Genomic DNA, 13879 nt, shown 5'->3' on the forward strand with positions numbered 1-13879 from the left:
TGTTTGTATCATTTCCACGTTCTAACTTGTGGAATATCAATATTATTTATAGCTAAAAATACGTAGTTATTAAAGTTATTTTTAAAAATAGTGTAGAAAAACTGAATAACCTACTATTTTAAAAAATCTTAGTTTTTATTGAATTGGTTTTTGGGGAATTTCCTTAATAAATGTTTTTTTAATTTTGGAATGTTTTAAATTGATTAGAAAAATCATAAAAAAATGAAAATAAGTAATCTTAAAAAGAAGGTTACTAGAGGAGTGATTTACATGATTATCAAAGAAATCACAATGAAAAATTTTCATGGATTTAAAGAAAGGCATATTACTTTTTCAGATCAATTTACTGTCTTAGTAGGGAATAATGGTACGGGAAAAACAGCAGTACTGGATGGATTAGCAGTAGCACTAGGATCCTATTTAAGTGGGTTAAACGGTGTCCACTCTAGACACATTAAGCGTGATGAAATATACCGTGAAATATATATACATGGTGGTTTGTCTGATATACAAATGCAATTTCCAGTCACAGTTTCCTGTAGAGGATATGTTGAAGGAGAATATTTAGAGTGGTCTAGATCTGTGAATTCGGAAAAGGGATCGAATACTAGTAAAGAAGCAAAACCAATAATGGAGTACGCATCAAAAATTCAGTCGATGGTCAGCAAAGGACAATCTGCTATTTTACCAGTGATTTCTTATTATGGGACTGGACGTCTATGGGTACAAAAAAAAGACCAAAATGAAAAGCAAAAAAAGAGTAACAGATTAGAAGGTTATTCGTATTGTTTAGACCCTGCTTCCCATGAAAAACATTTCTTGAAGTGGATTGAGAAAATGACTTATATAGAATTGCAAAGAAAGGAAGCACCTACCGTACTTAGTGCGGTTAAGAAGGCAATTTCTACTTGTATGAAAGATTGGGAAACGCTTGAATTTGATGTTGACTCTGAAGAACTGAGAGTAATCGGAAAAGATAATAATGCAATCCCTTTTAGATTACTTAGTGACGGTATACGTAATACGATAGGTTTGGTTGCAGATCTTGCACACCGAATGGCACAATTGAACCCTGCTTTAAAAGAATCAGTTGTGGAGTTAACACCAGGTGTTGTTTTAATAGATGAATTAGATTTACATCTACATCCAAGTTGGCAGCGTAGAATTATTAGTGATTTAAAGCGTACATTTCCTAAAGTTCAATTTATAACTACTACTCATTCTCCATTTATCATTCAGTCACTTGAAGAGGGTGAACTAAGAAGATTACATGAGGAAGATGATGATGAGGTTGTTAGTAGAGAAGAGTTTGTGAACAGAAGTATTGAAGATATAACTGAAAATGTTATGGAAATTCCGTATGTTCAAAGAAGTCAAAAACAAATTGAAATGTATAATGTAGCTCAGCAATACTATAAACTTTTAAAAGAAGGGAAAAATATTTCTAGCGATGAAGTAGAGAATATAAAAAACAAACTGGATGATCTAGAATCATTATATAGTGAAGATATAGCGTACTACGCATTTTTACAAATGGAAAGAAAGGCAGCTGGATTGGAGAGAGAAGAAGATGAGACCAATTGAAAGAGGATCTATTCCTTTAGATAGAGACCAGAATGAGATCGAGTTCAATTTTTATCAACAATCCAGAGGGCATTTACTAACTAGATTAGGAAGCTACTGTTCCTACTGTGAGAGATATCTTGGTGGAAATATCGCAGTAGAACATGTACGCCCTAAATCAAAGGAATCCAACTTAGAATTAGAATGGGACAATTTTCTAATTGCATGTAATAACTGTAATTCAATTAAAGGCGATAGATCCATTGAATTGGATAAATATTTATGGCCCGATAAAGATAATACAACTTTAGCGTTTATTTATATTACAGGTGGATTAATTAATGTTTCTCCGAATCTGAATCCAGAGGTTATTGAAATAGCTGAAAATACAATTAAATTAACAGGCTTAGATCGTGTTCCGAGTGATGACCCATTTCTAAATCCAGAAATGAAAGATAGGCGTTGGAGCGAGAGAAGAACAGCCTTTGAAAAAGCTGAACGCGCTAAGAGAAATTTATTTGTGAATAACACCGAATCAATGAGAGAACAAATCGTTGATACAGCACTTTCTACGAGTTTTTTTTCAACTTGGATGACTGTCTTTCTACATGATATAGACATGCTTAAAAGGTTTATTGATGCTTTTCCAGGTACAAGTAAAGCTTGCTATAATTCTTCATACACTCCAATAACAAGAGTGGGAGGAACTTTGTAAAATACATTTTAAAAAGGGAAAAACAACTATTGAGTGTTATGATATAAAATTTAAAAAATACAACATATTTATATAAATTCTGATAATTTAATTGTATAGTTTTCATAAAAAGTAAGCTCTGAAGAAACCTGTCAGAACTTACTTTTTGCAATAAAGTTGTTACTATAAATCGCCTTTAAAAAATTTATAATAATGAAAGCAGCTTATTCCGCTATTTCACTCACCTCATGGTTGAGCTGCCATTGCACACCAAACGGATCTTCGACAATACCGTAGGCTTCACTCCAAAACGTTTTTTGAATCGGCATGATGACGTTGCCGTCTTGCGCCAACTTATCGAATGTCTCATGAATGATTTGGACGTCCGGCAGATGAAGGGCCAGCGTGACATTTTGTCCGGTCGTGACCGGATCGTGCGGCATCGCGTCCGAAAACATGACGCGTGTGCCGTGAATAATCAACTGCGAATGCAGCACAAGCGACTGGACGTCTGTTGTGAACGGTTGACCGTCCGGACCATTGCCGGGACCAAACTCCATGATCTCAGGAATGTCTTGACCAAAAACTTTGGCATAATAATGAATCGCCTCACGTGTATTGCCATTGAAGACTAGATAGGGGGTAATCGGCATGATGATGCTCCTTTCCATTGTAGACACGGCGTACTGATACTTATAGTATACCAAACATTTGTTCTTATTTGAAGGTTTTTGAGATAAATAATGAAAGCGGTATCATTTATTTTACGAATTCTAATTAAATTCTAAAAAAATGGTTGTATCTTTCCAAATCGCAGTCTATACTAAATTTATCGAAAGCGCTTTCGGTGAAATGGAGTGGTTACATGGGTACAATTTATGATTTAGCGAAAATAACCGGTTTTTCGATCACCACGGTCTCAAAAGCCTTAAATAACTATTCCGACGTCAGTGAGAAGACAAAAGCAAAAATCGTTCAGGCAGCAGCCGATATGGGCTACTTGCCGAACGCCCACGCCCAGTCGCTCTCAACGAAACGGTCCTGGACAATCGGCGTCATGTTCTCGGAAGCACACGGCGTCGGGATGATGCATCCGTTCTTTAACGCAATCATCGAAAGTTTCCGAAAAGCAACAGAGCAACAAGGTTATGACTTAATCTTCGCTTCAAGGAATTTACGCAATCGGGACATGAGTTACCTCGAGCACTTCCGGCATCGGGCGGTCGACGGCATCGTCGTCATCTGTTCTGATCAAATGGACCAACACGTTCAGGAATTGATTCAAAGTACGATTCCAATCGTTGTCGTTGATATGGACAGCACGGATTGCAGTGTCGTTTTCTCGGATAATCTGACCGGCGGCGCACTTGCCGTCAATCACTTACACCAGCTCGGTCATCGACTTATCGCCCATATCGCAGGGGATAGTACGACTGACGCAGGATCGGCTCGGATTGAAGGGTACAAACAAGCAATGGGACGCTTAGGATTACCGATTCCTGATGAATATATCGTCAGCGGAGGATTCTTTTCGGTCGAAGAAGGAAAACAGGCAATGCAAGAGTTACTCGCACTGCCGGAACAACCAACGGCTGTCTTTGTTGCAGGTGACCAAATGGCCATCGGTGCCATTGACGCAATTCATGAAGCTGGCTTACGGATTCCGGAAGATATTTCGATTGTTGGCTATGACGACATCGAACTGGCTAAGTTCATTACACCAAAGCTGACAACGGTCCGGCAAGATACGGATACGATCGGGCAGCATGCAGCAAACCTTTTGATTGAACAAATCGTCAACAAAAAGCGGGTCATGACGACGGATATCATTCCGGTCGACTTGATCGTCCGCCAGTCGACGGGACCTGTCAAAGCATAATCACTTTTTCGAAATCGCTCTCGCAGGTTGTCTTCGAGAAAACGCGAGAGCGGTTTCGAAATCCATACTATATTTTTTTGTACGTTTCCGAAAGGGCTTTCGGAACTTTTTTCAGACCATTTACGAAAGCGCTTTCGATATTTTTGAATAATAAATGAGACCGCTTACTTAGGGGACTACTAAAACCAGACAAGGATGGGATGACATGAAGAAGAAGTTTGTCAGCGTATTAACAATCGGCGCATTAACAGCAAGCGTTTTAGCAGGATGTTCAGGCGGCGAAGAGGAAAAAACGAGCGGCGGCAATCGCCACAATGTCGATCTTTAAATTCATCGGTTCGTGGAAGAACTACATCATGCCGCTCGTCCTGTTTTTCTCACCGAAAAAAATACACATTACCGGTCTTGATAGGCTTCCTTAAAGAATCACAAGTCGCAGAAAATCTCGGCTCGTTTTATCTTGGGATCGCGATTTTTGCCGTACCGATTATGATGGCTTTCTTGTTTCTATCGAAATACATCGTCAGCAGCATCTCAGCTGGTGCCGTCAAAGATTGAACTACCTCCACCTACGCTGTGCTTAGATGTGGAAGATTCCTGATTTATCCGACCTATCGATCGAAAATTGATCAGGCTAACCCCGTCGTCCCGACGGTTGAAGAAGCCAAGATACGCTCGGCCTCTTGTTTGAGATTCAGTCCTGCGTTCACATCACGGTCGTGATGGACCCCGCAACTCGGGCATGTCCACTCACGCAAACCAAGATGTTTCACGTCTTTGTTTTGATGACCGCAACTGGAGCAGAGTTGGCTCGAGGCGAACGTCTTCCCGACCTTCACGACGGTCTTCCCGTACCAATCTGCCTTGTACTCGATCATACGGAAGAACTCCGACCAACTGACCTCAGAGATGGACTTGCTTAACTTGCGGTTCTGCTGCATGTTCTTCACCTGCAAGGTCTCGATGCCGATGATGTCGTGGTTTTTGACGATTTCGGTCGAAACCTTGTGCAGGAAATCGGTCCGCTTGTTGGCAATCTTCTCGTGGATACGGGCGACCTTCCGCTTTTGTTTTTGATAGTTCTTCGCCTCGGACAGCGTGACTTTCTTGTTCAGGGCGATGAGCTGACGACGGGACAACTTACGTTGTTCACGCACTAGTCTCTTCTCGAGCGTGCGGAAGCAACGGTCGTTCTTGTACACCGTGCCGTCCGACAGGATGGCAAAGTTCTTGAGTCCGACGTCGACGCCGACGGATGAGCCCGTCTTCGGCAGTTCGTGGATCTCCTGCTCGACGAGCAGGGAGACGAAGTATTTTCCTGAAGCATTACGGCGTATGGTGGCGTTCAAAATGCGTCCTTCGACCTGCTTGGAGTGGGCGAAACGAACCCATTTGAGCTTAGGGAGTTTGAGTCTGCTTGCATGAATCGAGATTTCAGGAAGTTGAGACTTTCCTTGGATATTCGTCTTGTAGGATTGAACAGGTTTTCGCTTCGACTTGAATCGAGGTCGTTCGTTCTGTTTCTTGAAGAAGCGATCATACGCATCAGCCAGATGCTTGACGCTAGTTTGCACGGAAGTGCTGTCTACTTCCTTCAACCAGTCGAACGCTTCCTTTAACATCGGAATTTCTTTGGAACAAGAACCATAAGATAGTCCTTTCCCTGTCGCTTTGTAGGTTTCTTCCCACTTCGCTAAGAAGTGGTTGAAGACGAAGCGTGAACAACCAATCGTTTTGGCAATCAGAATTTTTTGCTCTTTTGTCGGGTATATTCTGAATTTGTAAGCCTTGTATTTCAACATGATTTTCACCTCCTTAAAGAGAATATACCCGAAATGAAAGCTGGTGATTCATCTCCCGCTTTCATTTGGGCTTCGCCCTTAACGCTTAGAAGTGAGAGTATCCTCACCTGATTTTAATAAATACACCGGTAAAGACTACCACTTCCCGGACAGCGGACAGCTTGAACAATGGCATACGTATGCTGTCGATTATGTCCGGGTCTATGATTTGACGAACCGCGACTACCATGAACCGGTCGACCCGGTGACAAGTGACTTTACGTTCAAGACCAATCCGGCAAAAGGACAGACCGCGACTTTGACACAACAAGGTGTCCAGCCAAAAGAAAACCATCAGTATGTCCTGCGTTTTAAAACGAAAGCGGAACGAATCAAAGAACCGCAAGTCAAGCTGACGAAGTCGACCGGTCACCGCTCAAAAACGGTTCGTTTGCGGACGGACTGAACTTTTGGAGTTCGTATGTCCATTATGACGCGCAAGCCGTCGTTTCGAACGTCAATGACGCAACGAAACTCGCCATCGTATCAGAAGGACAGGAGCCATGGAGCGTTCTGCTTGAGCAAGGCAACTTACAGCTTGTCAAAGGGCAGACGTACCAACTGACGTTTAAGGCATCTTCAACGGTCGCACGGCCACTTGAAGTGACCGTGGAAAACGCAGCGTATACGCGTTACTTCAGTGAAATCTTCGAACTAGGCACGGAAGAAAAAACATATCAGTTTGACTTTACGCTTGGTCAGGATGATACAGCTGGACTGAAATTCCTGCTCGGGAAAGCAGCCGGTTCACCGTTCGCGGCACCTGACGTGACGATTGATGATGTGAAGTTAGAACTGAAGTAAGAGAACACGGAATCAAGAATAAAAGCATCCAGGACTACCCTCGTTTTGATGTACAGGGAGAACCTGGATGCTTTATTTTTTTGTATTAAAAGGGATTTAAAACCAATTAAGAGAATATGACACTAATACAATTTCATACTTAGGAGGAACACAACCATGGTTCGTTCGACAAAACAGTATATCGTTTTATTTGTCGTGCTTTTGCTTGCGACGATCGGTATCAATGCCTGGCCGGCGAGTATTCATCCCGACGGTACGATTGGTCTGTTTCAAAGCGTGTCTTCGCTTGTCTGGCTGGTCTTTTTGATTGGTTCGGTAATGCTCGTACGCGAAGAAAAGACGCTTTTGTTTGTGTTCTATTATCTAAGCTTCGGGTTTGTTGCTGGCACCGTGGTCTATTTAGTCACGTTCTTTGAGCGGTACTGGTTAGGGGAACTTTGGTTTGATCTCGTCTCCGGCATTCAATATCCGTTTTATTATTTATTTGCGGTCCCATTGTTTGGGTTCAATGCCTGGTTTGATGTTCCGTACGGACACTTTGCGATGTTTGCCGGGTTTTCCTATATCGTGCTGGCGATTGGCGTAAGTGTCCGATCCAAAAAATTAGAGGCGAAGCGGTTGTGGTACTGATCGTTATTTATTTTGCATAAACGAGATCATTCAACCGAATCTTTACTTTAAGGGAGGTCTGTCGCGAAGCGATGGATCTTTTTTTGGTTCACAGAAACTGTCTGACAAATCATCCCTGTAAAAATCAAAAATTCAAAACATATTCTAACAAAATCCTCTATAATCAAATTATCACTAAAATTTGGAATTTTAAAATTGAGGAGGAATAGACATGAACAAAGCAGTAAAACTCATCATGACAGGTGTACTCAGCCTTTCTTTGATCAGCGTGACTTCAGCTGAAAGCCATGCGGCAACAAAAGCGAAGGCATTCAAGAACTGTACAGAGATGCAGAAGAAGTACAAAGGCGGCGTTTCGAAGAAAGCTGGACTTAAAAACCGGACAGGATACGACAAAAAAGGGAAAGCTATCTATAAAGAAACGAAATACAAAGCCTATGTCAGCTTAGCAACGTACAAACTTAATACGAAAAGCGACCGTGACAAAGACGGTATCGCCTGCGAACGTTAAAAAAAGACCCGCTTCCGATTTTTTCGGAAAGCGGGTCTTCGTCTGTTTAGTTGAAGTTTTTCTTGAGGAAGTCTGTGACTTCTTCCGGTGTTTTTGCGTTGGCACTGTGCAAGTGACCCAGTTTCTCGTTATTTTGGAAGACGAGTAAGCTTGGAATACCCATGACGACGTTGTCTGATGCGATTTCCGGGAATTCATCTTTGTCGATTGTATAGATCGGCAGTTCGCTGAATTGTGATTCGACATCCGGCATGAAGTAGTCCATCCGTTTACAGTCTGGGCACCAGTCGGCTTCGAACTTGATGATGACCGGTGTTTCGCTTGCGATTAACTCTTTGAATGTATCTTCACTCTTAATGTAGTTACTCATGTATTAGTTCCCCCTGTTGTTGGTGTGTATCTTTAGTCTACTGATTCCAGACGCAAGATGCACGGATTATGATTGAAGAAGGTCCGGGTTCTGCAAAAATGTTGTAGAAGAAAATACCTAAAGTATGCGAAAATTGCACAAGAAGCACCAATCCACAATAAAATATCATTTGCCTTCAGGAAACACTATTGGTCTTTTGTTAATTAACTAGTTTTAAGCAAAATGATTTCTATAGACCCACTTGATTTTGACCTGTTACGATGAGGTTTGCTAATTGACAGAGCGAGTGGGGGCGACAGAAATGGATCAGCAAAAATATGATAATTTAAAGCTTGGTGAGCGTGGTGCGATCATTAGCATCATTGCCTATATTGTTTTATCAATCGTTAAATTGATTGTCGGCTACACGGCGGATTCAGCGGCCTTACGGGCGGATGGTTTAAACAATACGACCGATATCATCGCGTCGATTGCCGTCTTGATCGGGTTACGAATTTCAAGACGTCCGGCAGATGACAACCATAAATACGGACACTGGAAAAGTGAGACGATTGCCTCGATGGTCGCTTCCTTCATTATGATGGCCGTCGGATTACAGGTCTTGATCGATACCGTTTCGACGTTATTCGAAGGAAAACAGGAGTCACCGGACATCGTCGCGGCTTACGTCGGAATCGGTTCCGCCGTTGTGATGTATTTCGTCTATCGTTACAATCGAAGCCTGTCACGGAAAATTAACAGTAAAGCGGTCATGGCGGCTGCAAAAGATAACTTATCCGATGCCTGGGTCAGTATCGGGACGACGATCGGGATTATCGGTTCCCAGTTCGGGATGCCGTGGCTGGATACGGTGACGGCAATCGTCGTCGGATTCCTGATCTGTAAAACGGCTTGGGATATCTTCTCGGAAGCGTCCCACGAATTGTCGGATGGATTTGATGAACAGAAGCTGAAGATGTATGAAGATGTGATTTTTGATTTAGAGGGTGTCAAAGGAATCAAGTCGATCAAGGGACGGAATTATGGGAATAATGAAGTCGTGGATGTCGTGATTCTCGTCAACTCGCAATTGAACGTCCATCAAGCCCATGATATCGCGACGAAAGTCGAAGATACGCTGACGGATGAATATGGTGTCTATGATATTCATGTCCACGTTGAGCCGGAATGAGTTTCTGCCGAACTGATCAGGCTGAACAACCATTTAACAGTCCAATTTCGATTGGACTTTTTTTATGGAATTCCTAAAAAAACTATGTGCATTTTCACATTGTTTCTGCGTTGACATTCAGTCTAAATGGGCGTATTTTAGTTTACATAGGTAATCGTTCGATATGGAACGATTCAATATGGAACATGGAGGTGGAAGGATGGAAACAGAGCAAAAAGAGCCGGTTCGTTCAACGGCCATGATGCAGTCGTTTTGGAATGTGCAGCGTCATCTTGTCCGCGCGGCGCATCAGACAGCGCAGGAAAATGGACTCAGTTTACCGCAATTTCACAGCTTGATGACGATTGCCCCAAGAAGTCCAATCACACAAAAGGAACTTGCCACGCATACGCATTTACCGAAAAGCACCCTCAGTCAATCGATAGAAGGGTTAGTGCAAGCAGAGTGGGTCATCCGGGAAACGAATCCGGACAACCGTCGGGAAGTCGTCTTACGTTTAAGTGATCACGGACGGCAATTCGTCGAGACGATCAAACGGCAGGAATCCGGTATGCAACAACGGCTCGAGCAAGTCCTCGATCAAATCGATCCTGCCGTCTTTGAGCAGATGTTGCAGACGCATGCGCAGATTGCAGAAGGACTAAAAGAAATTTTGGCACCAGGAAACGGAGGCTGTACAGATGATTAAGTTACTCAAAAATCTGACGACCTATAAATGGGCAGTCTTGGCCGTCTTGATCCTTGTCTTCGCCCAGTCGATGTCGGATTTATACTTACCGACTTTGATGGCCGATATCATTGACAAAGGGGTCGTGACAGGGGATACGGCGTACATTTGGAAAATCGGGGCTGTCATGCTCGGGATTACCGGACTTGGCGCACTCGCGGCGATTGCTGCCAGTTATTATTCCTCGAAAGCCGCGATGGGACTTGGCCGCGATATCCGCCGAAAAGTCTTTAACCACGTCGAACGCTTTACGTTACAGGAGTTTGATCAAGTCGGAACGGCTTCATTGATCACACGGACGACAAACGATATCACCCAAGTTCAGCAGGTCGTCATCATGATGCTCCGGATGGTCGTCAGTGCGCCGATCATGTTCGTCGGTGGACTGATCATGGCAGTTTCGAAAGATGCTAAATTATCACTTGTCATCGTTGCGGCGATGCCGGTATTGGTCGTCTCGATTCTGTTGATTCTCTGGAAAGGGGTCCCGTTGTTCGGCCAAGTCCAAAAACGGCTTGACCGCTTGAATCTCGTTTTACGGGAAAACCTGACCGGGATTCGTGTCATCCGGGCCTTTAACCGGGAATCCCAGGAGAAAGTCCGGTTAACAAAAGCGAATGCGGATTTAACGGATATCTCGATCAAGGTCAATAAAATCATGGCCTTTTTGATGCCGGTCATGATGCTCGTGATGAACTTGACGGTTGTTGGTGTCATCTGGTTCGGTGGTATCCGGATTAACAACGGCGGAATGCAGATCGGAGATTTGATGGCGTTCATTCAATACGTCATGCAAATCATGTTTGCCCTCGTCATGGCGTCTGTCATGTTCGTCATGATCCCCCGGGCGGCGGTCTCGGCGAAGCGGATTAATGAAGTCCTCGAGATGGAGCCGACAATGGTCGACGCCGGAACCGCTTCTGCGGATAAAGAACGCGGCACGCTTGTGTTTGACGGGGTGACGTTCAGCTATCCGGGAGCTGAGGCACCGGTCTTATCGGATATCAGTTTTACCGCCCGACCGGGTGAAATCACGGCGGTCATCGGCGGAACCGGTTCCGGGAAATCCACGCTCGTCAATCTGATTCCGCGGTTTTATGACGTGACGGCTGGCAGTATCCAAGTCAACGGTGTTGACAGTCAAGCCGTCCCGCAAGAAGAATTACGTTCGAAAATCGGCTTTGTCCCGCAAAAAGCGTTGCTGTTTACAGGGACGATTGCAGATAACATCCGGTTCGGGAAAGAGGACGCAACGGACGAAGAAATCCAACATGCGGCACAAGTCGCTCAAGCGACAGATTTTATTGAACGGATGCCAGACCGGTATGACTCAATGATTGAACAAGGGGGATCAAACGTCTCCGGTGGTCAAAAACAACGTTTGTCGATTGCCCGGGCGCTTGTCCGCAAACCCGACATCTATGTCTTTGACGACAGCTTCTCGGCGCTTGACTTTAAAACGGATGCAACGTTACGGAAAGCCCTAAAGCAGGAAACCGAGGACGCAACCGTCCTGATCGTTGCCCAGCGTGTCAGCACCGTCATGGACGCCGATCAAATCATTGTCCTCGAAGAAGGTCGGATTGCCGGCATCGGAACGCATGATGAACTCTATGAAACAAACGAAGTCTATCAGGAAATCGTCAAATCCCAACTGTCAGAGGAGGAAATCGCATGAGTACCAGTAGTACAAAACGACCTGCCGGTGGTCCTCCAGGTGGCCCGGGTGGTGGTCCCGGCGGCGGGAACATGATGATGATGGGCGAAAAACCAAAAAACTTTAAAGCGACGTTTCGACGGTTACTCGGTTACCTGAAACCACGCCGGAACGCTCTCATAGCGGTTTTTGTCGCAGCCATTCTCAGTACGATCTTTATGATTGCCGGACCGAAAATCATGGGAACGGCAATTACGGAACTGTTTGAAGGAGCATACGCCAAGTTCCAGGGGGTACCGGGAGCAGCAATCGACTTTACGAAAATCGGACAGATTTTGCTGTTACTCGCCGGACTGTATGTCATCAGCAGTCTTTTCAGTTACCTGCAACAGTATCTGATGTCCGGGATTGCGCAAAAAACCGTCTATGATTTACGGGAAGATGTCAATCAGAAGCTTGAACGCTTACCACTCAAGTATTATGACGGCCGTCCGAACGGAGAGACACTCAGCCGGGTCACAAATGACATCGATACGATCGGGAGTACGTTACAACAAAGTGTGACGTCGTTCATCACGTCGATCGTGACGATTGTCGGAATCTTAATCATGATGCTGACGATCAGTCCGCTGTTGACGTTGATCTCGCTCGTCTCGTTACCGATCTCGATTTTCGCGATTCGTCCGATTTTGAAACGGTCGCAAAAATACTTTGCCGATCAACAACGGACACTCGGACAACTGAATGGTCATGTCGAAGAGATGTATACGGGGCATCCGGTCGTCAAAGCGTTTGGTCATGAACGCAGAGCGGTCGAACAGTTTGATACGGTTAATGAAGAATTATATGAAGCGGGACGAAAAGCGCAGTTCATTTCCGGAATCATCATGCCGATGATGATGTTCATCGGGAACATCAGCTATGTCCTGATCAGTGTCGTCGGCGGGATTTTAGTCACCCAGCGCAGCATCTCGATCGGAGATATTCAAGCGTTCATCACCTATACACGCCAGTTCACACAACCGATCACACAAACGGCCAATATCGCGAACATCGTTCAGTCGACGGTCGCCGCTGCCGAGCGGGTCTTTGAGTTGTTGGATGAAGAAGAGGAAGTCAAGGAAGTAACGACGCATCACTTGACGAAAGCCGACGGAGCCGTTGCGTTCGAGCATGTCGACTTCGGTTACAGCGAACAGCTGTTGATTGAAGACATGAACATCGACGTCAAACCGGGTCAGACGGTTGCGATCGTCGGTCCGACCGGTGCCGGTAAAACGACACTGATCAATCTGTTGATGCGCTTTTACGAGTTGAATCGTGGTGTCATCCGGATTGACGGGATCGATACACGGAAGATGTCACGCGAAGATTTACGGACGACGTTCGGCATGGTCCTGCAGGATACGTGGCTCTTTAACGGTACGATCCGTGACAATCTCGCGTACGGAAAAACCGGGGCAACAGAAGACGACATCGTCGAAGCCGCGAAAACAGCCCATGCGGATCACTTCATCCGGACATTGCCGGACGGCTACGATACCGTCCTGAACGAAGAAGCGTCGAACATCTCGCAAGGGCAAAAGCAACTGTTGACGATTGCCCGGGCGGTCCTCGCCGATCCACCGATCATGATTCTCGATGAAGCCACGTCAAGTGTCGATACGCGGACGGAAATCTTTATTCAACAGGCGATGAAACGTTTGATGGAAGGGCGGACAAGTTTCGTCATCGCCCACCGTCTGTCGACGATTAAAGATGCCGATTTGATTTTGGTCATGGATCAAGGGCGGGTCATTGAACAGGGCACACATGAAGCCTTGCTCGAAGCGAACGGCTTTTATGCCGATCTTTACAACAGTCAGTTCTCGGAAAAAGAAGTCGTTTAAGATGGACGCGGTCAAATTATTTCGGTACGTCGGCGAAACCATGACGGCGGAATACTAAAAAATAAATAGCTTTTCCAAAATGGATGGTTCTGATCAGAATCATCCATTTTTTTAAATACTATTCACAAACTGCCACTTTCAGG

15 protein-coding genes are annotated in these 13879 nt (G+C 44.7%); 12 read left to right on the forward strand and 3 right to left on the reverse strand.

Features of this window, described 5'->3' with window-relative positions:
- Positions 1 to 270: 270 nt before the first annotated feature.
- The gene (locus KNP93_RS12495) at positions 271 to 1584 is read left to right on the forward strand and encodes an AAA family ATPase (protein WP_012369229.1); all 1314 of its coding nucleotides are present in this window, start codon (positions 271 to 273) and stop codon (positions 1582 to 1584) included.
- A complete protein-coding gene (locus tag KNP93_RS12500) occupies positions 1571 to 2278 on the forward strand; it encodes an HNH endonuclease (RefSeq protein ID WP_214855546.1) in 708 nt (235 codons plus the stop codon). Before KNP93_RS12495 ends, KNP93_RS12500 begins: the two co-directional genes overlap by 14 nt.
- A gap of 203 nt (positions 2279 to 2481) precedes the next feature.
- On the opposite strand, the gene KNP93_RS12505 is transcribed toward KNP93_RS12500, so the two are convergent.
- Entirely contained in the window at positions 2482 to 2910 is a 429-nt protein-coding gene (locus KNP93_RS12505) for a VOC family protein (RefSeq protein WP_214855549.1), read from the reverse strand.
- 212 nt (positions 2911 to 3122) lie between these two features.
- Here KNP93_RS12505 and KNP93_RS12510 point away from each other — a divergent pair, with 212 nt between their 5' ends.
- Entirely contained in the window at positions 3123 to 4136 is a 1014-nt protein-coding gene (locus KNP93_RS12510) for a LacI family DNA-binding transcriptional regulator (RefSeq protein WP_214855552.1), read from the forward strand.
- Between the two features lie 205 nt (positions 4137 to 4341).
- Positions 4342 to 4464 (forward strand): hypothetical protein, encoded by a 123-nt coding sequence (locus tag KNP93_RS15800; protein WP_256442214.1) that lies wholly within the window; start codon positions 4342 to 4344, stop codon positions 4462 to 4464.
- 301 nt (positions 4465 to 4765) lie between these two features.
- Here KNP93_RS15800 and tnpB read toward each other — a convergent pair whose 3' ends face one another.
- Positions 4766 to 5938 (reverse strand): IS200/IS605 family element RNA-guided endonuclease TnpB, encoded by a 1173-nt coding sequence (gene tnpB, locus KNP93_RS12515; RefSeq protein ID WP_214855554.1) that lies wholly within the window; start codon positions 5936 to 5938, stop codon positions 4766 to 4768.
- 91 nt (positions 5939 to 6029) lie between these two features.
- Here tnpB and KNP93_RS15700 point away from each other — a divergent pair, with 91 nt between their 5' ends.
- From KNP93_RS15700 to KNP93_RS12530, 4 genes are all read left to right on the forward strand, one after another.
- Positions 6030 to 6383: a hypothetical protein gene (locus tag KNP93_RS15700; protein ID WP_251138813.1), complete on the forward strand. Its 354-nt coding sequence runs from the start codon at positions 6030 to 6032 to the stop codon at positions 6381 to 6383.
- A complete protein-coding gene (locus tag KNP93_RS15705; protein WP_251138818.1) occupies positions 6380 to 6781 on the forward strand; it encodes a carbohydrate binding domain-containing protein in 402 nt (133 codons plus the stop codon). The genes KNP93_RS15700 and KNP93_RS15705 overlap by 4 nt, the downstream gene beginning before the upstream one ends.
- Positions 6782 to 6937: 156 nt before the next feature.
- Entirely contained in the window at positions 6938 to 7411 is a 474-nt protein-coding gene (locus KNP93_RS12525; protein ID WP_131503341.1) for a hypothetical protein, read from the forward strand.
- Positions 7412 to 7622: 211 nt separating this feature from the next.
- Positions 7623 to 7922, forward strand: coding sequence for an excalibur calcium-binding domain-containing protein (locus KNP93_RS12530; protein ID WP_114597016.1), 300 nt, complete (start codon positions 7623 to 7625; stop codon positions 7920 to 7922).
- A 46-nt stretch (positions 7923 to 7968) separates the two neighbouring features.
- Here the strand turns inward: KNP93_RS12530 and KNP93_RS12535 are convergent, their stop codons facing one another.
- Entirely contained in the window at positions 7969 to 8292 is a 324-nt protein-coding gene (locus tag KNP93_RS12535) for a thioredoxin family protein (RefSeq protein WP_012369239.1), read from the reverse strand.
- Positions 8293 to 8593: 301 nt separating this feature from the next.
- Here KNP93_RS12535 and KNP93_RS12540 point away from each other — a divergent pair, with 301 nt between their 5' ends.
- From KNP93_RS12540 to KNP93_RS12555, 4 genes are all read left to right on the forward strand, one after another.
- A complete protein-coding gene (locus KNP93_RS12540; RefSeq protein WP_214855556.1) occupies positions 8594 to 9463 on the forward strand; it encodes a cation diffusion facilitator family transporter in 870 nt (289 codons plus the stop codon).
- 199 nt (positions 9464 to 9662) lie between these two features.
- On the forward strand, positions 9663 to 10151 hold the full coding sequence (locus tag KNP93_RS12545; protein WP_131503344.1) for a MarR family winged helix-turn-helix transcriptional regulator: 489 nt from the start codon (positions 9663 to 9665) through the stop codon (positions 10149 to 10151).
- Complete coding sequence (locus KNP93_RS12550) at positions 10144 to 11868, forward strand: ABC transporter ATP-binding protein (RefSeq protein WP_214855558.1); 1725 nt, start codon at positions 10144 to 10146, stop codon at positions 11866 to 11868. The genes KNP93_RS12545 and KNP93_RS12550 overlap by 8 nt, the downstream gene beginning before the upstream one ends.
- Positions 11865 to 13736 carry an ABC transporter ATP-binding protein gene (locus tag KNP93_RS12555; protein ID WP_305798039.1) on the forward strand — a complete coding sequence of 624 codons (1872 nt, stop codon included), beginning with the start codon at positions 11865 to 11867 and terminating at the stop codon, positions 13734 to 13736. The genes KNP93_RS12550 and KNP93_RS12555 overlap by 4 nt, the downstream gene beginning before the upstream one ends.
- Positions 13737 to 13879: the final 143 nt, after the last annotated feature.

The sequence above is a fragment of the Exiguobacterium sp. s166 genome (assembly GCF_018618855.1).
Taxonomy (GTDB): Bacteria; Bacillota; Bacilli; order Exiguobacteriales; family Exiguobacteriaceae; genus Exiguobacterium_A.